We start from the raw sequence: 21,864 nt of genomic DNA, 5'->3' as shown, positions 1-21,864 counted from the left end.
CTGTGCGGAGGTGGGACGACGAAATCGAATTCTAACGAATTACCGATTTCTGTCCCACTCTCAATTCTCTTCTTTAAAATTTTTTAGCGAAAGGAGAAAGGCGATCCCGCAGATCACAAGGAGTGCTGCTACCACCCATTGAGAATAGAAATAAGCAGCAAATAATTGACTGTCGGTGAACATTTTTCCAAAAAGCCCATTTAGCACTCCCTCAAGAAAGGGAATATTCTCACACACTGCAAGGATTGACGCAAGAAAGAGTATACTGCCTGCTATCAGAAAAAGATGAAGAATCCATTTTTTGATTCTTTTTTCATCTCTGAGCAGATACTTAGAAGCAATCGCCACTAAAAAAATGAAAACATTCCATATGTTTAAGGCGATAAAATATCTAAAAGTATCCTTGTATGCGCCTATCCCCATCGCTAAAATCAGGATAGGACCGAAAAAATTAATGGCACTTCCCAATAGTACAAAAAGGCCATCGGCCAATACCAGATCCTTTTTCTTCATGTTCTCACCTCATCTCACACCTATTCTACCACAAAGAAATTTGAAAACAAAAAAAGATAGCCGAAGCTATCTTGATCCGATGCGGAGAGAGGGACTTGAACCCTCACGACCTAAAGCGGTCACAGGATCCTTAGTCCTGCGCGTCTGCCAATTCCGCCATCCCCGCGATTGAGTACTTTACTAGTATATCAATCAACGACTTTTTTGTCAAGATTTTTTTCAAACTTTTTTCAGAGTTTGTCATTTTTTCACAAAAAGGGAGCAGGTCCTTCGACCTGCTCCCTTGATTTTTATTTGCTATCGTGGTTTTCAACTGCCGCTGTGATAAAGGCTGTGTAAAGTCCTTCTGGGCGGTTTGGACGGCTTGACAATTCTGGGTGGTATTGGCAAGCGACAAAGAATTTGTTTTCTGGGATTTCAACGATTTCGACCAAACGGTTGTCTGGTGAAACGCCTGAGAAGACAAATCCTGCTTCTTCGAACTGTTCACGGAAAGCATTGTTAAACTCATAACGGTGACGGTGGCGACGTTGTACCACTTCTTGATTGTCATAGGCAGCGGCTGCTTTTGATCCTCGTTTGAGTTTAGATGGGTAAAGACCGAGACGGAGCGTTCCTCCCATGTCTTCCACATCGATTTGGTCTCGCATGATATCGATAATTGGATACTTGGTTTCTGGATCCAATTCTGATGAATTGGCCCCTTCCAAGCCTAAAACGTGACGGGCAAATTCGATACAGGTTAACTGCATCCCCAGGCAGACACCCAACATTGGGACGTCCTGTTCACGCGCATACTTGATGGCTTGAATTTTTCCTTCTGTTCCCCGTTGACCAAAACCACCTGGGACGATGATCCCATCAGCATCTCCAAGGAGTTCTGCCACATTTTCGGCTGTCACATCATTGGCATTGACCCAATTAATCTTGACTTCAGCATCATTCGCATAACCTGAGTGCTTCAAGGCTTCAACGACAGAAATGTAGGCATCTTGCAATTCCACGTATTTTCCAACTAAGGAAATCTTGACCTGCTTCTTGAGGTTCATGACCTTATCGACCATCGCAGACCATTCTGTCATATCTGCTGCAGGAACATCCAATTTCAAATGGTCACAAACGATTTGGTCCATATTTTGTGCTTGCAAGTTCAATGGGATTTGGTACAAATGTTCCACATCAAGTGACTCAATGACAGCTTCTGGTGCGACATCACAGAATTGAGCCAACTTGTTTTTAATTCCTTGACCAACTGGTTTTTCTGTACGGATGACCAACATATTTGGTTGAATCCCAAGACCACGCAATTCTTTCACAGAGTGTTGGGTCGGCTTGGTTTTCATTTCTCCCGCAGCCTTCAAGTAAGGAAGAAGGGTGGTGTGGATGTACATAACATTTTCAGCACCGACATCTGCCTTCATTTGACGAAGAGCTTCAAGAAATGGAAGGGACTCAATGTCTCCAACTGTTCCCCCGACTTCTGTGATGATGACATCTGAATCCGTCGTCGTCGCTGCCCGTTTGATCTTCTCTTTCAAGGCATCTGTGATATGAGGAATGACCTGTACAGTTGCTCCCAAGTATTCTCCATGACGTTCCTTACGAAGGACCTCACTATAAATTTTCCCTGTCGTCACATTTGAATACTTATTCAGATTGATATCAATGAAGCGTTCATAGTGACCAAGGTCCAAGTCTGTCTCTGCGCCATCGTCTGTGACAAATACTTCCCCGTGTTGGTAAGGACTCATTGTCCCTGGGTCAATATTGATATAAGGGTCAAATTTTTGGATAGTCACTTTCAATCCACGATTTTTGAGCAAGCGACCAAGACTTGCTGCGACAATCCCTTTTCCGATGGATGATACGACACCACCCGTGACAAAAATATATTTTGTTGACATGTGCTTTCCTCTTCTTCTAATGTTGTAGAGGCCATTCCTCTTTGCAGAAAAAACAAAAATAGCTCCCTAATCCTTAGGGAGCTCCGACCTCAAAATGAGGTGCCCGAACAATATCTTACCGCAAATGGTCTACTTTGTCAAATTGAAAATTTCATGAAAATAATGTTCGCTGTTTACACGACCTTTTCCACTCCATTTTGTGTGACGAGAAATTTCTCAAATTGAAGTTGAGGAATGCAAAGAGCAAGGTCCTTGTGGATTCGTTCTAGCGCTTCTAAACGCATCTCGACTGACGTCTCGGCATTTCCTTGGATGACAAAGAGGGCGTTTTGCGTGGTCTCCTCAAATTTGTAATGGTCACTATCGCGTACATCCAACCAAGCCAGAACTCCTTTTTGATCCCGGTAGACAGGATCTGTCGGTGCGACATGTTTTTCGCTAGAAAGGATCGGGAGGAAGATATCGTCTCTTTGACTCACTGTAAATTCAATCGGTCCCTCAATCTTATCTAGGTCATGTCCTCCGATCGCGAGAAAAGACTTCAGAGATTCGACATTATAGATATCAATGATGCTATTGATCTGAGGAAGAGCACCTCGATGCTGGATGTTTCGGATAAGAGCTAGGACTGTTGGTGGATTTTTCTTGATGCTACGCCCTACTTTTTGCAAGAGGTCTGTATACCCTTTGATGACAGGAGATGCCACTACTTCTTCTATCTGACACTGGAGCGCCCATTGTTCAAGCTCTTTCTTCTTTTCAAGAAAAGAAGGGGGCAAAACTGCTTGGGGATCCACATTTCTAGCAATTCCGACCACAACTGTATCAATACCAAGAGCTACTAAACTTTGATCTAAACGAAAGTCCATCTGGAACACCTCCTATTGGGAAACCTTACACGTTTATCATACTCCATTTCGCCACTTTTTTCAATGCAAACAAAAAGAAACAAGGAACAATTTCCCTGTTTCATATGATTTATTCTTCTTCCTCGTCTTCAGAATCCTCTTCTTCGTCGTCTTCTTCGCTCAATTCAACTTCTTCACCCAAATCATCTGGTACGATTTCATTGATTTCAGCATCGTAAGCTTCGACTTCACTCTTTTCATCATCTGGATTTTCTTCATCATATGAAAGAGCTGGATCTGCTTCGTAAACTTCTTCGTCTTCTGGATCGTCATCGTTGTAGTCGATCGCATCTTCATCTCCATCCATGAAGGCATTGACACGTTTTTTCTTCCGTTTCTTAGGAGTTTCATCTTCGTCTGTTTCTTCAAGAGCGATAATTTCCTCGTCAACTTCATCGATGGCATACCATGAACGAAGACCCCATTTGTTATCTCCAAGTGGGATAAAGCTTCCATCAACATTCAATTCTGTGTAGAACAATGGAAGAGCTTCACGGATCTCGCTGTTTGATTTTTCAAGGTAATTTTGAATTTCATTTACAAGATCGCTAAAGTACATTTCATGGTCACGTCCGCGTAATTCCAAAATCGCACGCGCCACTTCAATCATAGAAAGTTCACTTTTTTCTTGTCCAGCAAATACTTCTAATTCCAAGGGTAAATCTCCTTATGTTTCATTTCCTAAATGGAGAAGGATCCGGTCTTAAACCTCATCCTATCCTCGATGATAGATTGAAAACTTCTCGTCACTAAATCTATCACGCATTTTATCGTTACACTCTATTGTACGATAAATTTCCCCTTTCGTCAAAGGAAAATTCCAGGATTCTCCATGAAATCAGAAAAAAGAAGAGCCTCATGGCTCTTCTTTTTATTCTCAATTATTTTACTTTTGCTGTGCTTGTGATTACGTTCACGGCTTTCTTCACTGTGATGTCATGTTTCAACATTTCTGGTGAAAGAAGGTTGCGAACTTGTTCAACTGGCATGTTGTAATCTGCTGCCAATTGTTCGATTTCAGCGTTAATTTCTTCTTCAGTTGCTTCGAAACCTTCTGATTTGGCTACTGCTTCAACTACGAGGTTTGTCTTAGTGCGGCTTTCAGCTTCTGCTTCATATTGTTTGTGAAGATCATCTTGAGTTGTTCCAGTAATTTGGAAGTACATTTCAGGTGAGATTCCTTGACGTTGCATATTTCCAAGGAATTCGTTGATTGAACGGTGTACTTCTTCGTGGATCATTTCTTCTGGAAGTTCAACGATTTCAGCATTTTCAACTGCAAGATCGATTGCTGCTGCTTCTACTGCATCGTTGTATGCTTCTTCTTTTGCTTCTGCCAATTCTTTGCGGTATTTTTCTTTCAATTCAGCAAGAGTTTCAACTTCTTCATCGATGTCTTTTGCCAATTCATCGTCAAGAGCTGGTACTTCTTTTGCTTTCACTTCGTGGATAGTTGTCACGAATTTCGCTTCTTTACCTGCAAGGTCAGCTGCTTGGTAGTCTTCTGGGAATGTTACGATGACGTCAACTGTTTCACCAGCAGAGTGTCCAACCAATTGGTCTTCGAAACCTGGGATGAATTGACCTGAACCAAGTCCAAGTGAGAAGTTGTCACCTTTACCACCGTCGAATTCAACACCGTCGATAGATCCTACGAAGTCGATCACAACTGTGTCGCCTTCTGCTGCAGCACCTTCTTTAACAACCAATTCAGCCAAGTTGTTGCGTTCGCGTTCGATACGAGCATCCACATCAGCGTCTGTTACTTCTTTAGAAACTTCTACTGATACTTCAAGGTCTTTGTAAGCACCCAATTTTACTTCAGGTTTTGTTACAACAGCTGCTGTCAATGTCCAGTCTTGACCTTTTTCCATCGATACAACATCGAAAGTTGGTTGCGCTACAACTTCGATTCCAGCTTCTTTAACAGCTGCTTCGTATGCTGCTGGAAGAAGATCGTTCAAAGCATCTTGGTAAAGAGCTTCTTCACCAAAACGTTGGTTGAAGATTGGACGTGGAATATGACCTTTACGGAATCCAGGTACGTTCAAGGTTTTCTTAACAGACTCAAACACACGGTCCAAAGCAGGTTTGATTTGCTCTTGGCTGATGGTGAAAGTCAATACACCGTGGTTAGTTTCTTTGTTTTCAAATGATACAGACATTCTGTCTCTCCTTAAAATAATATAGTCATTCCTTATAATTTTACCACAAAACTTTGAAATTGCAAGTTTTAAAACGTTTTTGCCTCTCTTTTCATCCAAAAAAACTAGCCCCTAAAAGCTAGTTTTATTTATGATTTTCGGATAGGATCATCTAGATAGAGAGCACGGGCACCACCGATCAATTTTGGCCGACTGGCGAGGGCTGTGACATGGGCTTCCCCTAGTTCACGTATGATAGGGCGAATCGGAACTTGTACGTGTTTGACGTGCATCCCCACTGAGGTATCTCCGATGTCTAACCCCGCTTGGGCTGTGATAAATTCTACTTCAACAGGATCCTTAAAATACTTGAAAGCAGCGAGTTGTCCAGCTCCCCCTGCATGGAGACTTGGAAGGACATTGACAATTTCTAGATCCTTCTTGTCTGCTAATTCCCGCTCGACCACCAAGGCACGATTGAGGTGCTCACATCCTTGTACCGCTAGATAAATCCCTCTTGGATTCAACTCATCTAGCAAGGTCTGGACAATAGCTTCAGCAATGTCGATGTTCGAGGCCTTTCCAATTTGCCCTCCTGCAACTTCACTTGAAGACATCCCGAGAACTAGAATCTGTCCCTGACGAAGACGGCTTTTTGCCAAGACATCTATCAGGATTTCTTTTGTATCCTTCTTCAGTTGCTCCAAATCCATGAATTAGTTTCCTTTCTTTTGGAAGGCATAATAGACCACATAGCCTAAAGCCATTCCGACAAAATTCTGAGCAAGGTTATTGGGAATGTCCGAGATAGCAGCTCCCCAGCCATTGCCTAAAAAGAGGGCAGAAGCTAGTGCGTAACCGCCTACCATGACGACTGTCGCAAGAAGCAAGCCTAGGTAACGAGCTTTGCCCTTGAAGCCAGCGAAATAGCCTTGTCCCCCGTGAAAGAGGAGGCTAAAGAACATCCACTGAGGATAGCCTGAAATCAGATCGAGTAGGAAGGCTCCGACACCCCCTACAATCGCACCTTCCTTGCGTCCAAAATAGAAGGCTGTAAAATACACTCCAAGATCTAGCAGGGTAACGATTCCTGTGGGAGTTGGGAGTTTAGTATAGTAGCCAAGTACAACTGTCAAGGCACATAAAATAGAGAGGCGGGCAATGAGTTGAGTTCGATTAGATGTCATATTGTACTACTCCATACTGGTCTGAATGTTGAATCGCTTGGAAGACAAAGTCTTTAGAGGCTTTAACAGCTTCAAGCGGTGATTTGCCTTTCACTAACTGGCTGGAAATGCTAGACGCAAAGGTACAACCAGCTCCTGTATTGTTCTTTTCTAGGACTGGCTCTTCAAAGATTGTAAAATCTTGTCCGTCATAAAAGACATCGATGGCCTTTTCTTTATTGAGACGATTACCACCTTTGACCACGACATTCGCCGCACCAAATCCATGGAGCTTGCGCGCTGCCTCTTTCATATCATCGAGCGATTGAATCTTGCTTTGGGTCAAGATCTCAGCTTCTGGTAAGTTTGGTGTGATGATGGTCACATAAGGAAAGAACTTGATCAATTCGTCTCGAAGAGCTGAAACTTCTACATCATGGCTTTCCTTGCAGACCAAGACAGGATCCAGCACCACAGGGATACCTGCATGGGCTTTGACATAGTCCAGGGCTAAATCTGCCACTTCAACATTTGGCAAGAGGCCGAGTTTGATAGCAGAAAAAGGAACGTCCTTGAGAGAGCTCAACTGTTGGGCAAAGGTCGTCGGATCCACCGGAATCACTTCAAATCCATGCTCGGTCATGGCGGTCAAACAAGTCACTGCTACAAAACCATGCTGTTTGTTAGCCGTATAGGTCGCAAGGTCTGCGTGAAGACCTCCTCCACTAAAAATATCATTTCCTGAAATAGCTAGAATCAATTCATTACTCATACCGAATCTCCTTTAAATATAAGCCATTTGGCGCTGCTGTAGGACCCGCTAGATTGCGGTCCTTCTTTTCCAAAATCAGATCGATCTGCTCGATCGGCATCCGATCATTTCCGATCTTCAACAAAGTTCCCACCATATTGCGGATTTGCTTGTAGAGAAAGCCATTGCCCGAAAAGGTAAAGAGCAGGCGATGATTTGCCTCATCCTCGACCAAGCGAGCCTCTGTAATCGTACGAACCTTGTCTTCCACACTGGTTCCTGAAGCGGTGAAACCGGTGAAATCATGGGTTCCCTCCAACTTTTGGATGGCTACTTGCATCTTTTCCACATCCAAAGGATAGGGGTAGTGGGTCGCATAGTGGCGCATCATGGGGCTCTTAGGACGACCATAATCCACGATGAATTCATAGGTTTTGCTGTGCTTCTTGTAGCGTGAGTGAAAGTCATCTGCTACTTGCTCCACCCGGATGAAATCAATATCCTCTGGGGTCTGGGTATCCAGAGCAAAGCGGAGCTTCTCCTCATCCCGCGCTTGAGGGAGATCAAAATGAATCACCTGCCCAAGGGCATGGACGCCCGCATCCGTCCGACCCGCTCCATGAACGGTGACAGAGCTTCCTTGATTGAGACGCGTCAAGGTCTTCTCGATTTCTTCTTGCACACTGCGGGCATGCGGTTGACGTTGAAACCCTGCAAATAAGGTCCCGTCATATGAAATGGTTGCTTTGTATCGTGTCATGGTTTTATTTTAGCAGGATATAAAAGGGGATACAAGAGTGAAAAAAGAAAACTGTCCGGGTACAGTTTTGCAAGCAAAAAGGAAGCAGAATGATGAACATCCTGCCTCCTAACTTTGCCCTATTACCAATCTACTAGGGTTCAGTCTCTTTTTTTATTTTTCAAGTCCATTCCTGCTGCTCCCAAGATCGCTCCTAATAAAGCGAGTCCAAGAGCAGATTCCACTCCTGTTTCTGGAAGTTGCTTGTCAGAGTTTACTGTTTCTGGACGAACCGCTTCTTCCACAGCTGCTGGAATTGGCATCGGGGTATTTACTGATGCTACTGGTTGATCCTTCGAGATCACTTGAGGTGTTGAATGATCTGGAAGCATTTTATTCACGAGTAAGTCTGATTTCACTGGTGCTTCTACAGAAGGGCTTGCTGGAGTCACAACCTCTTTGGTACCGACTTCAACAATTTCTGCAACCGGCTCTGTTGCAACTTCTGTAGCGATCACTTTTCGACTTTGATCAAGCGCCGAAACCTCTACATACTCAAGACCTTGACCTTTAACTCCAGCCAGGATCACTTTGCGTTCTCCTTTAGCGAGATCTGGATTGGTGCGTTCCACAAGGCCAAAATCAAGTTCTTTCTCCACGATTTCAAGACTTGGTTTGTCTTCCACTAGGGCTTTGACGTCATTTTCAGCCAAGCTACCCACTTGCGTGATTGGCTTGAGCCCCACAAGGGCTTTGGTCAGAGCGGCCACTTCTTGATCCACTTGATCTTGATGAGCACGGCTCAAATTCCAATTCAAGCTATCTAAAACTTTCTCAAGTGCTGCGCGAGATTCTGGTGTGTAAATGGCTAGATCTGTTGGTACCGTAGCAACTGCTTTTCTAAGAGCAGTGAAGTCCGCCTTGAAATAGTCCTTGTTGTGGTTGGCAAAAGCTTCCATGACCTGGAAGACTTCCTCTTCCTTGTATTCATTGGCAGGTTCATCAGCCCAGATTCCCAACATACTTCCGGATGTTGGTATCTTGACATCAGGATATTTAGTTGAAGCTAACTGTTCAAAGGGAACAGTTTCTGAATGTTGGATAGCTTTATCGAGTGGATAGCTTTGATCTCCCCTGTGGCCCAAAACATAGTACCAGTCTCCGTTTGTATTGAGGAATTTATACCCCTTATCTGCTAAATACTGCGGTGACGCGAGGTTATAGCCCCACCATCCTTTAGACCAGTATGAAATCAAGACATCCTTGTCAAAGGCAACATCATCTTCATCTCCATAATAGAAGCCATCGTTAAAGGCCATTGGCTGCAAGCCTTTTTCACGCGCCATAGCTGCAAGACTATTGGAATACTCCGCAAATTTACCATAGAGGTCATACCACTTGAGGTAGTACCAGCCTTGCGCACTGGTAGCGTCGTTGGCATATTCATCTGTTCCATAGTTAAAGATCTTAGACTTGTCTTTGAAGTAGTCCATGTACTTGCCAATCAAGGCTTTGGTAAAGTTGACTGCTGCCTCATTGGTCAAATCCATGGTTGTTTTTGAAACAGTATCAAAGCTAGCTTGTGGGTTTTCAATACCCAATTTTTCCATGGCCACCAACAAGGCATCCATGTGTCCAGGACTATTGACTGCTGCAATCAAGCCGATTCCTTTAGCAGTAGCATAAGCATGGAGCTCATCCATTTCCGCTTGGGTCAAGGCTTGCCCATTTGGATCATCATAATAAGCCTTGGTACCTTCTAAAATGGCCTTTTTCACATCGTCACTAGCATAGGTTTTACCATTGGCTTCCACCGTCATATCATCGAGTACGAAGCGCATACCATCGTTTCCGACCAGAAGGTGCAAGTCAGAATAACCCAGCTCACTGGCCTTATCGACGATCCGTTTCAACTGATCCAGCGAGAAGTATTTGCGGCCTGCATCGATCGAGATGACCTTCTTCATGGCAAGTTTTTCTGCCGCTTCTTTTGCTGCAACTTCTTTCGCGTAGCTTTCTGTGTATACCAAAGCATCTTGAGCTGCTTTGAGATTGCCGATCAAGGTTTTAGCCTCTGCTCGAGTCGTGTCTACCCCTACCCCTTCCAAAGCTTTTTTAGCTGCCGTAAAGGCTACTAGCGATTCTGGTGTATAGTGATCCAAATCAGTTGGGGCTTCCGTAAGAGCCTTTTCGACCACTTCAGGATCTGCTACAAAATAGTCCGCATTCTTGTCCGCGAAGGCATGCATCAGCTTAAATAGAAGGTCTTTTTTGTAGGTTGCGGATGGTGTATCTGCCCAGGCAGCTACCATCCCACCGATGAAGGGCACCTTCGCTCCGTCATTTTTTTGAACAACATCAATTGCTGACTTGGAAATTCCTTCGAGACCTTGATCAAGGTTGTACCAACCAGATCCAGCCTTGTCCCGTCCAATCACATAATACCAAGCATCGTTGGTATTAAGAATCTGATGACCTAGTTCAGACAAAAGTTTTGAAGAAGCGACATCATAGCCGTTCCAACCACCTGTCCAGTAGGATACAATGATATCCTTGTCAAAAGTGCCATAGGAAGTATCACCATTGTAGTAGATTCCGTCATTAAAGGCCATTGGTTTCATCTTATGTTTTTTCACAATAGCCGCTAGATCATTGGCGTATTGGATGAATTTTTCATAGCCTTTTTCCGGGTACCCTTCACCCGGCCAATGCTTGCTGGCTTGGAGAACCTGCCAACCATGGGCATCTGTGGCATCATTGGCATACTCATCCAAACCGATGTTAAAGATTTCGGTCTTGCCGCTGAAATAAGCCGCATACTTGTCTACCAAAGCCTTGGTAAAGTCTAAGGCTTTTTGGTTGTCCAAATCAACGGTCCGAGCTGATTTCTTTGTACCAAAATAATTAAAGTGAGGGTTTTCGATCCCCAATTGTTCCATGGCTGTCAGAATCGCATCCATGTGACCTGGACTATTTATGGTTGGGATGACGCCTACTTTCTTCGATTTGGCGTAGGCCAAAATATCATCCATTTGAGCCTGGGTCAAGGCTGTCCCGTTCGGATCATCGTAATAAGCCTTCGTCCCTTTTTCAACCGCATCTGTCACAGCTTGGCTAGAATAAGAAGTCTCCCCCACTTTCAAGGACATGTCATCCAAAACAAAGCGCAAGCCGTCATTTCCGACTAGGAGATGCAAGTCTGTATAGCCAGTCTTACTAGCTTCATCAATGATTTCCTTGATTTGATCTGGTGAGAAGTACTTGCGACCAGCATCGATCGAAATAATCTTTTTCTTGGCTAATTTTTCTTCCTGATCAGGATCTTTGGCAGGCGTTTCCGTCGCTGGTTGAGCTGCAACATCGGACTCTGTGACAGAACTTGCCTCTTCGCGAATCAAACGGTCAAGATCTGACACCTGCAATTCTCGATCAGGCAGTGTCGGTTGACTTTGATCGACGATTGGAGCAGGAGCAGTCGGTTTTTCTACTACTGGCTGAGAAGCGTCCTCGTTTAGGGAACTAGTCGACTCACTCTCGCTTGGCTGAGTTGGCACTGTCGTTGCAGGACTGTCAGTAGTCATTGGTGTATCAGCAGCTACAACCTGAGCGCTAGCAAAAAATCCTATGAGCACCGAAGCCGCTCCTACTGCGTACTTACGAATAGCATAACGTGGTTGATGTGATTTCATCAGGACCTCCTAAATTGTCTTTGTAATCGTTTTCTTAAATTTACCACGATATCTTAATAAATTCAATGAGGGTTCTCATTATTCTTTAATTAGGAGAGGAAGTTCTTGGATTCGATCCAAAATAAAACGAGCCCCTTAGTCAAAAGGAAACTCGTTTATTCTTATAAGTCATCTAAAGCATCTTTGACCTTATCAAAGAAGCCTTTTTTCTTTGGGTTGACCTTCAAATCACTTGCTTCCGCAAAGGCTTGAAGGGCTTCTTTTTGCTTGTCATTTAAACCAGTTGGGGTGACAACATTGACAGACACATATTGATCTCCCATGGCACCACCACGTAAGCTTGGAGCACCTTTTCCGCGAAGACGGAATTTTTTACCGGTTTGGGTTCCTTCAGGAATGACCAAATCGACATCTCCATGAACGGTTGGCACATGAACCGTATCCCCAAGAGCTGCTTGGACAATATTCAAATCTAGCTTGTAGTAGATGGTTGAGCCATCTCGTTCGAAGCGATCACTTGGCTCCACATTGACAACCACATACAAGTCTCCATAAGGTCCACCGTTAAAGCCAGCTTCTCCTTGACCCGCTAAGCGGATTTGTTGACCTGTTTCAACTCCTGCAGGAATCTTGACGTTCACGCTATGGGCTTGTTTTTCATGACCTGTTCCACGACAAGTCGTACATGGATCTTTGATTTCTTGACCACGGCCATGACAGACATCACAGGTCACTTGACGGCGCATCATTCCAAGAGGAGTTTGCGTATCTACATTGATAACCCCAGAACCATGACAGCGTCCACAGGTTACCGGACTAGTCCCTGGCTTAGCCCCTGAACCATGACAGGTATGACAGCTTGCTTCACGATGGTACTTAACTTCTTTTTCAGCACCAAAAATCGCTTCTTCAAACTTGAGATTAACGCGGTATTGGAGGTCATCCCCTTGACGAGGCGCATTTGGATTACGACTTGCACCTCCTCCAAAGAAGCTAGAGAAGATATCTTCAAAGCCACCAAATCCAGCACCATCAAAGCCACCAAATCCACCTGCTCCGCCACCGAAGCCACCATTAGCCCCCGCAGCACCGTATTGGTCATAAGCAGCCCTTTTTTGCTCGTCACTCAAAGTCTCATAAGCTTCTTGAACTTCCTTGTACTTTTCCTCAGCACCAGGCTCCTTGTTGATATCTGGGTGATATTTTTTAGATAATTTCCGATAGGCTTTCTTGATCTCATCTTGAGATGCATTCTTTGAAACGCCCAAACGGTCATAAAATTCAGTATTGTTCATTTAAGATACCAAGACCGTAAAATTCGACTGAAAAATAGGAAATCTGACGCAGGAGCGATGCTCCTAGACAGATTTATCTTTTTTCCGAGAATTTAGGTCGGGTTCAGTTCCTTTCTTTCATATTGATGGGACAAAACCCAAATAAATGAGATTCAGTCCCCTTTTACCGAAAAACAGAGGCTGGGTTGCAACCTCTGTAAATGAGTAAATTAAATCTATTTTGTTTTTAAATATCCTATAAGTACAGAAACATTTATATCTTTTTGTCTCTTCTTAGTATTAGCTATAAAATTCCAGTGAATTATAAGAAATACAACTCCAATCAAAATCATGCCAATCGTAAACGGTATTACAAACTTACTCCTTGAAATGTCTAACGATATTATCGCTGATACCAGTGCTGATACTAGAGCTGACAACAATACCGAAGTAGCAAAATCCCTTACCATTTCATCATTTTTAATAGAACTATCATGCTCAGCTAATATAATTTCTCTATATCTAGTCAAACATTCTACTGGAATATTATCTATAAAATCTTTTGCTGTTTCATAGTTGTCAGCTCGATCACAAAAATCATTATAAACTTTTCTTGTATTCTTTAGATACTCATCATCCAATACACTCATCTTACTTCTCCGTAAACTCTCCGTCTACGACGTCATCGCCTGCGTTTCCTGTTGCTTGTGCACCTTCTGCTCCTGCTTGAGCTTGTTGCGCTGCTGCAGCTTGTTCGTAAAGTTTAACCGCAAGTCCTTGAGCTTTTTCGTTCAAGGCTTCAAGTTTTGCTTTCATTTCGTCCAAGTTGTTGTCTTCTTGAGCTTTCTTAAGATCATCAAGGGCAGCTTGGGCAGCATCACGTTCTGCATCGAAGCCTTTGCCTTCAGTTTCCTTGATTGTCTTTTCAGTCGCAAAGATAGCTTGGTCTACTTCGTTACGAAGGTCTACTTCTTCTTTACGTTTCTTATCTGCTTCAGCGTTTGCTTCTGCATCTTTCATCATGCGATCGATTTCTTCATCTGTCAAACCTGAGTTTGATTGGATAACAATGGTTTGTTCTTTTTGAGTTCCAAGGTCTTTCGCTTTAACAGATACGATACCGTTCTTGTCGATGTCGAATGTTACTTCGATTTGTGGGATACCACGAGGTGCAGCTGGGATATCTGTCAATTGGAAACGTCCAAGAGTCTTGTTATCTGCTGCCATTGGGCGTTCCCCTTGAAGAACGTGGATATCAACGGCTGGTTGGTTGTCTGCTGCTGTTGAGAAGACTTGTGATTTAGATGTTGGAATCGTAGTGTTGCGATCAATAAGTTTTGTGAAGACACCACCCATTGTTTCGATACCAAGTGACAATGGAGTTACGTCAAGAAGGACAACGTCTTTGACATCACCAGTAATAACACCACCTTGGATAGCAGCACCCATAGCCACTACTTCGTCAGGGTTCACTGATTTGTTTGGTTCTTTACCAGTTTCAGCTTTAACAGCTTCTACAACGGCAGGGATACGAGTTGAACCACCGACAAGGATGACTTCGTCGATATCTGACAAGCTCAAACCTGCATCTGAAAGGGCTTGGCGAACTGGAGTTTTCGTACGTTCTACAAGGTCACGAGTTAAATCATCGAATTTCGCACGAGTCAAGGTCATTTCCAAGTGAAGAGGTCCAGCAGCGCCTGCAGTGATGAATGGCAAGCTGATTTGTGTTGAAGTAACACCAGAAAGGTCTTTCTTCGCTTTTTCAGCTGCATCTTTCAAACGTTGAAGCGCCATCTTGTCTGTTGACAAGTCGATACCATTTTCTTTCTTGAATTCTTCAACCATGTAGTCGATGATTTTTTGGTCAAAGTCGTCACCACCGAGTTTATTATCCCCTGCAGTTGCCAATACGTCAAAGACACCATCACCCAATTCAAGGATAGATACGTCGAATGTACCACCACCAAGGTCGAATACCAAGATTTTTTCTTCTTTATCAGTCTTATCCAAACCATAAGCAAGAGCTGCTGCTGTTGGTTCGTTGACAATACGTTCTACTTCAAGACCAGCGATTTTACCAGCGTCTTTCGTTGCTTGACGTTGCGCATCGTTGAAGTAAGCAGGAACTGTGATAACTGCTTTCGTTACTTTTTCACCAAGGTAATCTTCAGCGTAACCTTTCAAGTATTGAAGAATCATAGCTGAAATTTCTTGTGGTGTGTATTCTTTACCGTTTGCAGAAACTTTTTCAGAAGTACCCATCTTAGATTTGATAGAGATGATGGTATCTGGGTTTGTGACTGCTTGACGTTTTGCAGCGTCACCAACGATGATTTCACCGTTTTTGAATGACACAACAGATGGAGTTGTGCGGTTTCCTTCTGGGTTTGCGATAATTTTTGATTCAGTTCCTTCAAGAACTGCTACTGCTGAGTTTGTTGTACCTAAGTCAATACCGATAATTTTAGACATATGTTTTTCTCCTTAAGTTTTATCTTCTTTTTTTCTTTTTGATACTCTTCTTAAGTGGCGACGCCGTCAGAGCTTGACTTCGTCAATCTCTTTGACTAAACTTTGAGCCTAATGTCTCAAAGTTTGCGAAGATAGCGCCACGGCGAAGAGTATCGCCTTTGGTTCGCTTCGCTCACTATTGGTAAAGCTGAACCATTGTTTATCTTTCTTTCATAGTTTAGTGTCGTTTCGGACAAGGTTTCTATTATGTTACGACACGAGGAGTCGAAATCGATATTATTTCGACGACGAGTTAGTAAGGAGGCTAGGCAAACGCCATAGCGATTGCCGTTTTCTGACGAGTTGCTTTAGCTACCGTCAGAATTGCCTAGTTATAAACCACTACCATGGCTGGGCGAAGGATGCGGTCATGGAGTTTGTAGCCTTTTTGGAAGACTTGTGCGATGGTGTCTGCTGGATGTTCGTCATCTGCAGGCAAGGTTTGGATGGCCATGTGGTAGTTATGGTCAAAGGCTCCGTCCGCTGGAATTTCTTCGATTCCTTCTTCTTTCAGAGCATGTACCAAACTTTCTTGGACCATTTCCAAGCCCTTCTTCACATCATCTGTCAATCCTTCTACGGCAAGGGCACGTTCGAGGTTGTCCAGTGATGGTAAGATCGCTTTTGTCAAATCTTGGCTACGGTATTTTTGTAATTGTTGACGTTCTTCATTAGCACGGCGCTGAATATTTTGCATTTCTGCATGAGCACGAAGGTATTTGTTTTCAAATTCTTCGGCACGCGCTTGTGCTTCTTCTAACTCAGAAGGTTGGTTGCTTTCCTCTACAACTTCTTCAGTTGTTTGGGCAACTTCCTCTTCTTTCACGTCTTCTTTTTTGATATCTTCTGTCAAGGCATACACCCCTTTCATTTGGTCTTAATTTACTTCATAATGGTTGCTATTGAGGTAACGGTAGTAATCCGTCAACTTCATGACCAGTACTCGGCCGATAACATTGACCAGGCTTATCACACGCCTGTAGTCCATCTCTACGGGACCGATCACATGCATGAGGGCCATCCCACGATAAGGAACTAAGAACTTGTGACTAATCACTGTCACATTTTTCAAGGCCTTCTCTTGGGATTCCGCAACCAGGATCTGGGTCATTTGGTCTTCTGGCATTCCCCCTCGCAACTCCAAGGCCACATGTTGGGGATTGTCTAAGAACTGATAGGTCTGAAGATCGGCGTAGGTTAATGATGAAACCTTTCCTTCTACAAAGACCAGTTCTTGAAACAGTTGCGAGAAGACGTAATCAAAGAGATCCAGCACATTGTCTGTCGTCTTGAAATAGCGCTGTACAATCTGTGGAATCTCCGTCCGCAAGCGGTAGTGGATATCCAAAACTGTATTTCCAATGAAGCGTTCTTGAACCAGCTGATGGAAGATTTCCAAGTCACTGGTTAAGAAATTCTTTGGAATGGCAAACTGGACGGTGACAGGCTTTGATTCATCCAAGGTCAGAACTGCTAAGGCATCGTGATTGGATAATGGAACAATTTCAAAACCAGTCAAGCGCTGACGTGTCGGTTCAACATCCTGAATCACTGCGGTGTAACCCGTCATCTGGGCTAGTAACTTGGACGTAGCATCCAAGATATCGTCTAACTTAAAGGCTTCGAAATCAAAGGCTTTCACCACCTGGTAGACATCTTGCTCATCAATCAGCTCTAGATCAAGCGAGTTCTGAACAAAATATTGGAAACCAGCTCGGCTAGGCAGCCGTCCACTCGAAGTGTGGGCTTTTTCTAGTAAGCCTTGCTTTTCGAGAGCAGCCATGTCATTTCGAATGGTCGCACTACTGGATTGAATGACATCTTGTAGCGCTTTTGAACCGACTGGTTCGTGGGTCTTGGTAAAGATATCGACAACAAGATTGAGAATCTCATTTTGACGTTCTGTAACCATGACCTCACCTCTCTTTCATTTTTTAGCACTCTAAACACTCAAGTGCTAAACCATGATTCTATTATACACCCATCCAAAAGAAAGTCAAGAGAAAAATCCAAAAAATTAGCACTCTTTTTTCAAGAGTGCTAAAAATCATTCTTAAGACCTAGAGAAGTAAATCTCCTCTTATTTGCCAGCTTTTTTCAATAGCTGAATATATTCTTCCAATACTAGCTGATGCTTGGCCATATACTGAGCATTTTCTACGCCAACATAACGGAAATGCCAATTCTCAAAATTCACACCCGTGATGTTGCTCTTCCCATCTGGGTAGCGAAGCACAAAGCCATATTGCGGTGCGATGGCAGCCAGCTGCATGCCCAACTCATCACTTTGGCCAGCTTCGACACTCATATCAATGGCAAGTCCTGTCTGGTGTTCACTCGCACCAGGGACCTGTACCTGGGTCTGCACCTGCTTTTCAGCTTCTTCGTGCGAAAGGCCGCTAGCCTCTAGTTGCGCAACACGCTCATTATAGAGCTCTGTTTGCTCGGCCACACTTCGATAGCCTGATATCAAGGTTTCTTCTGGGGCAATTTTTCGAGCCGCTTCTAAAAATTGACGAGTTGGTTCTACAATCCGACTATCCACTTTGATAGCATCTACATCTGTCAATTGTGGGTTCAACTCAGGCTTCACATTATCACGATTGACCAAGATCAACTGCCAGTCTTTTGTCGAAACGGCTGGTAAATCTGATTTTTCTTTCTTTTTCTTAGAAGAAGAGGGAGTCGTTACAGCTGTTTTTTTAGCCTTCCAAAACTGAAGCCCTGAAAACAAGCTTGGCTTCGCTAAGTAAGCACCAATTCCCGATCCAAGGACCACAAGAAGAAAGAAACTCAATAGGTAAGGCCACCATTTCTTACGTTTTTTTCGTGCGCGTCTATACTTATTCGTCATGACCATCCTCTAGGAGTTTTGCTCCAACCTTACGATAGGACATATCTCCAATCTTTTCAATATGAAAGGCGCCATCCTCATAGGCCAAAACCGTTACACTTCCGTTGTCCAAGACCAATTCTTCGACAGCTTTCGGATCAATGAGATAAATCAAGGTCGTAATGGTCATGCCGTGGCTGACAACAATCGCATTTCCACCGCCAGTTGCTTCCACCTCTTTTGCGATAGCTTCAAACCCTTCTTTGATCCGACCACTCAAGGCACCCCAAGATTCAGCCCAACCAGTGGTGTCGACTTCAACGATCCCTTCTGCCAACTCCATCAAGCTCAACTGATGAAAATCCTCGACCTTAAAAACACGGGGTAAAACCCCCATAAAGAGCTCGCCATCATAGGCACCGTCAAAGCTACCAAAACACCACTCACGAATGCGTTTGTCATAACGATAAGGGATTTTCCCTGTCAGACCGAGTTCTTGAAGAATAATCCCCATAGTTTGAATGGTGCGTCCAGAATCACTTGAAACAGCCTCCTCAAAAGAAAGACCTGCTTCCTTAAGGCCAAGCCCTAATTCTCTAATCCCCCGCTCTCCTGCTTCTGTCAGCGGAGTGTCTGACCAGCCCTGTGCTCGCCCAATGGTATTAAACATGGTTTTTCCATGACGAGCAATATATAATCTGGTTTTTGTCATTGTATTACCTCCGTATGTATCTCTTTCATTATATCATTTTTTGTAAAAAGAAAGTAGGAAAGCTCTTACAAGTTTTGAGAGAAAGAAAAGGCTATGACCAAAAGGTCAGCCTTTTACGACGGACTAGGATTCTTGCAAGCTTTCACCGACTTCACGGTAACTGCTATCTCCAAACACCTTAACCGTCAATGCGCCATCTTCATATTCTACAAGGGTAACACTACCATTTGAAAGAGGCAGATTGAGATTTGGTTTTCCTTCAATTAGGCAGACCAAGGTCTGAATGGTCCAACTATGGCTGACCACCAAAGCATTGCCTCCACCTTTTTCTTCTACTTCTTTGGCAATAGCTTCAAAACCTTCTAAGATTCGGCTTTTCAAAACTTCCCAAGGTTCAGCCCAATTCGCTGTGTCCACTTGGCAAATGCCATTGGCCAAGTCTTCCAAGGTCAAGGTCTTATAATCTTCTACATCCAGCACGCGCGGCACGACACCATGAAAGAGCTCCCCACCGTATGCCCCATCAAAGCTACCAAAACACCACTCGCGGATCCGTTTGTCAAAGCGATAAGGGATCTGATCTTTCAAGCCTAATTCATCGAGAATGATTCCCATGGTCTGAATGGCACGACCTGAATCACTGGAGTATGCTCGAGTAAACTCCAAACCAGACTCACGCAAGCCGATCCCTAGAGCCTCAATGCCTTTTTCTCCTTCTGCTGTCAAGGGTGTATCGGACCAGCCTTGAGCACGGCCAATGGTATTAAACATGGTTTTCCCATGACGAATCACAAATAATCTTGTTTTAGCCATCTTGTCTCCTTTTGCAAGAAAAAAGTCTGGAGTTTCATCATCACAGACTTTTCTATTTTCTACTATTATACTAGATTTCTCTTAGTTTTTAAAGCTATGAACCGGAGCTGGAATTTGACCACCACGGGCAATGAAATCAGCTGACGAAGCTTTGTTGACCTTCATTACCGGAGCAGACCCAAGAAGTCCTCCAAGCTCTAACATATCGCCTTCCTTACCATAAGGAATGATACGAACCGCTGTTGTCTTTTGGTTGATGACCCCGATAGCTGCTTCATCTGCGATCATGGCTGCAATGGTCGTAGCTGGAGTATCAGCTGGGATGGCAATCATATCCAGACCGACAGAGCAGATAGCTGTCATGGCTTCCAATTTTTCCAGGTTGATATGACCCGACTGGACTGCCGCAATCATCCCCTCATCTTCTGAGACCGGGATGAAGGCCCCTGACAGCCCACCGACTTGATTACAAGCCATGATACCACCTTTTTTCACTTGGTCATTGAGCAGAGCGAGCGCTGCTGTAGTTCCATGGGTTCCAACTACTTCAAGCCCCATCGCTTCAAGGACACGGGCAACCGAATCCCCAACAGCCGGTGTTGGCGCGAGAGACAAGTCTACAATTCCAAACTCCACACCGAGACGTTCACTAGCCATTTGACCGACTAATTGACCGACACGGGTAATCTTGAAGGCTGTCTTCTTAACTGTTTCCGCCAATACATCAAAGCTTGCTCCCGGAACTTTTTCAATCGCCCGTTGGACGACACCAGGTCCTGAAACCCCAACGTTGATGACAACATCCGCTTCACCGACACCGTGGAAGGCACCCGCCATAAAAGGATTATCTTCTACTGCATTGGCAAAAACTACGAGCTTACCAGGCCCCATTGGATCTGCTTGGGATGCTTCTTTAATGATACGGCCCATATCTCGGACAGCTGTCATATTGATCCCCGTCTTGGTCGATCCGATATTGACTGAAGAGCAGACAAAATCCGTCTCTGCAAGGGCGCGAGGAATGGAGTTGATGAGGATTTCATCCCCCTTTTGGTAGCCTTTTTGAACAAGAGCTGAGAAGCCACCGATAAAGTTGACCCCAACCTCTTTGGCCGCACGGTCCAGCGCTTTGGCAAAGGGTACATAATCTGTCGCATCTGTTGCGGCTCCGATAATAGAAATCGGAGTGACCGAAACCCGTTTATTCACAATTGGAATGCCAAGTTCTACCGCAATCTCATCTCCAACAGTTACCAAATCTTTGGCCTTTGTCACAATCTTATTGTAGACTTTTTCTGCTGCCTTTTCGATATCCGGATCAATACAATCTAGAAGCGAAATCCCCATGGTGATAGTCCGAACATCGAAGTTCTGCTCCTCAATCATGGCAATGGTTTCTGTTACCTGTTTAATGTCCATAAATTCTCAACCCCTATCTTACAAATTGTGCATAGCATCAAAAATCGCTGCGCTTTGGATATTGATTTTTACATGCAGAGACTGACCGAATTCTTCCAACTCCGAACGAAGCTGTGTGAAATCTTTTTTCTCATCTGACGATACGACCGCCATCATGGTAAAGTATTCATCCAATACAGTTTGAGAGATATCATCGATATTGAGTCCTAATTCTGCTACTTTCGTTGCAACACCCGCTACGATTCCTTTTTGGTCTTTACCAACGACTGTAATAATTGCTTTCATTTCACTGCTCCATTCTATCTATTTGCTTCCATTGTAGCACAATCCCCTTAAAATGGCCCTTCTCAACTGGGAACGTTCGGATATATTAAACGTGTATAAAAAAATAAAGAGGCTGGGACAAAAGTCCTAGCCTCTTTATTTTTTTTGGATTGTCGAGCAAGACGCAGTGGTTGAGTGGGCTCTACTACGCTGATTTCATC

General features: G+C 43.9%; 20 protein-coding genes and 1 tRNA gene. All 21 read right to left on the bottom strand.

All coding sequences use genetic code 11. The features are described from left to right. Window positions 1–60 precede the first annotated feature (60 nt). The 21 genes from ADI76_RS04240 to ADI76_RS04140 all read right to left on the bottom strand — a co-directional run bounded on the left by ADI76_RS04240 (window position 61) and on the right by ADI76_RS04140 (window position 21,664). Window positions 61–513, bottom strand: coding sequence for a hypothetical protein (locus ADI76_RS04240; RefSeq protein WP_049514891.1), 453 nt, complete (start codon window positions 511–513; stop codon window positions 61–63). Window positions 514–593: 80 nt separating this feature from the next. Then, window positions 594–679, bottom strand: a tRNA-Leu gene (locus tag ADI76_RS04235). 124 nt (window positions 680–803) lie between these two features. Further along, a complete protein-coding gene (locus ADI76_RS04230; protein WP_003010189.1) occupies window positions 804–2,417 on the bottom strand; it encodes a CTP synthase in 1,614 nt (537 codons plus the stop codon). Window positions 2,418–2,590: 173 nt separating this feature from the next. Beyond that, window positions 2,591–3,286, bottom strand: coding sequence for a B3/B4 domain-containing protein (locus tag ADI76_RS04225; RefSeq protein WP_049514890.1), 696 nt, complete (start codon window positions 3,284–3,286; stop codon window positions 2,591–2,593). 109 nt (window positions 3,287–3,395) lie between these two features. After that, window positions 3,396–3,980 carry a DNA-directed RNA polymerase subunit delta gene (rpoE, locus tag ADI76_RS04220; RefSeq protein WP_003010182.1) on the bottom strand — a complete coding sequence of 195 codons (585 nt, stop codon included), beginning with the start codon at window positions 3,978–3,980 and terminating at the stop codon, window positions 3,396–3,398. A 226-nt stretch (window positions 3,981–4,206) separates the two neighbouring features. Next, on the bottom strand, window positions 4,207–5,490 hold the full coding sequence (gene tig, locus ADI76_RS04215; protein WP_049514889.1) for a trigger factor: 1,284 nt from the start codon (window positions 5,488–5,490) through the stop codon (window positions 4,207–4,209). 128 nt (window positions 5,491–5,618) lie between these two features. Continuing rightward, window positions 5,619–6,182, bottom strand: a complete 564-nt coding sequence (locus tag ADI76_RS04210; RefSeq protein WP_049514888.1) for a TIGR01440 family protein — start codon at window positions 6,180–6,182, stop codon at window positions 5,619–5,621. A gap of 3 nt (window positions 6,183–6,185) precedes the next feature. Further along, window positions 6,186–6,656 carry an ECF transporter S component gene (locus ADI76_RS04205; protein WP_049514887.1) on the bottom strand — a complete coding sequence of 157 codons (471 nt, stop codon included), beginning with the start codon at window positions 6,654–6,656 and terminating at the stop codon, window positions 6,186–6,188. Further along, window positions 6,646–7,407, bottom strand: a complete 762-nt coding sequence (locus tag ADI76_RS04200; protein ID WP_049514886.1) for a bifunctional hydroxymethylpyrimidine kinase/phosphomethylpyrimidine kinase — start codon at window positions 7,405–7,407, stop codon at window positions 6,646–6,648. Before ADI76_RS04200 ends, ADI76_RS04205 begins: the two co-directional genes overlap by 11 nt. Next, window positions 7,400–8,146, bottom strand: a complete 747-nt coding sequence (truA, locus tag ADI76_RS04195; RefSeq protein ID WP_049514885.1) for a tRNA pseudouridine(38-40) synthase TruA — start codon at window positions 8,144–8,146, stop codon at window positions 7,400–7,402. The genes ADI76_RS04200 and truA overlap by 8 nt, the downstream gene beginning before the upstream one ends. A gap of 140 nt (window positions 8,147–8,286) precedes the next feature. Further along, a complete protein-coding gene (locus tag ADI76_RS04190; RefSeq protein WP_049514884.1) occupies window positions 8,287–11,814 on the bottom strand; it encodes a family 20 glycosylhydrolase in 3,528 nt (1,175 codons plus the stop codon). 161 nt (window positions 11,815–11,975) lie between these two features. Then, the gene (gene dnaJ / locus ADI76_RS04185) at window positions 11,976–13,109 is read right to left on the bottom strand and encodes a molecular chaperone DnaJ (protein WP_049514883.1); all 1,134 of its coding nucleotides are present in this window, start codon (window positions 13,107–13,109) and stop codon (window positions 11,976–11,978) included. Window positions 13,110–13,324: 215 nt separating this feature from the next. Then, the gene (locus tag ADI76_RS04180) at window positions 13,325–13,738 is read right to left on the bottom strand and encodes a tRNA (guanine-N7)-methyltransferase (RefSeq protein ID WP_049514882.1); all 414 of its coding nucleotides are present in this window, start codon (window positions 13,736–13,738) and stop codon (window positions 13,325–13,327) included. Between the two features lies 1 nt (window position 13,739). Next, on the bottom strand, window positions 13,740–15,563 hold the full coding sequence (gene dnaK, locus ADI76_RS04175; protein ID WP_049514881.1) for a molecular chaperone DnaK: 1,824 nt from the start codon (window positions 15,561–15,563) through the stop codon (window positions 13,740–13,742). 367 nt (window positions 15,564–15,930) lie between these two features. After that, entirely contained in the window at window positions 15,931–16,455 is a 525-nt protein-coding gene (gene grpE / locus ADI76_RS04170; RefSeq protein WP_342666482.1) for a nucleotide exchange factor GrpE, read from the bottom strand. 24 nt (window positions 16,456–16,479) lie between these two features. Next, on the bottom strand, window positions 16,480–17,514 hold the full coding sequence (gene hrcA, locus ADI76_RS04165; protein ID WP_049514879.1) for a heat-inducible transcriptional repressor HrcA: 1,035 nt from the start codon (window positions 17,512–17,514) through the stop codon (window positions 16,480–16,482). Between the two features lie 168 nt (window positions 17,515–17,682). After that, the gene (locus tag ADI76_RS04160; protein WP_037607303.1) at window positions 17,683–18,456 is read right to left on the bottom strand and encodes a M15 family metallopeptidase; all 774 of its coding nucleotides are present in this window, start codon (window positions 18,454–18,456) and stop codon (window positions 17,683–17,685) included. After that, the gene (locus tag ADI76_RS04155; RefSeq protein ID WP_049514878.1) at window positions 18,446–19,147 is read right to left on the bottom strand and encodes a histidine phosphatase family protein; all 702 of its coding nucleotides are present in this window, start codon (window positions 19,145–19,147) and stop codon (window positions 18,446–18,448) included. Before ADI76_RS04155 ends, ADI76_RS04160 begins: the two co-directional genes overlap by 11 nt. A gap of 123 nt (window positions 19,148–19,270) precedes the next feature. Further along, entirely contained in the window at window positions 19,271–19,960 is a 690-nt protein-coding gene (locus ADI76_RS04150; RefSeq protein ID WP_049514877.1) for a histidine phosphatase family protein, read from the bottom strand. An 81-nt stretch (window positions 19,961–20,041) separates the two neighbouring features. Continuing rightward, the gene (locus tag ADI76_RS04145) at window positions 20,042–21,379 is read right to left on the bottom strand and encodes a PFL family protein (protein WP_049514876.1); all 1,338 of its coding nucleotides are present in this window, start codon (window positions 21,377–21,379) and stop codon (window positions 20,042–20,044) included. Window positions 21,380–21,397: 18 nt separating this feature from the next. Beyond that, entirely contained in the window at window positions 21,398–21,664 is a 267-nt protein-coding gene (locus ADI76_RS04140) for an ACT domain-containing protein (protein ID WP_003004214.1), read from the bottom strand. Window positions 21,665–21,864: the final 200 nt, after the last annotated feature.

This window comes from Streptococcus parasanguinis, from assembly GCF_001074805.1.
Classification (GTDB): Bacteria; Bacillota; Bacilli; order Lactobacillales; family Streptococcaceae; genus Streptococcus; species Streptococcus parasanguinis_A.
Note: the sequence above shows the minus strand (reverse complement) of the source record. Positions and strands in the feature narration are given on the sequence as shown.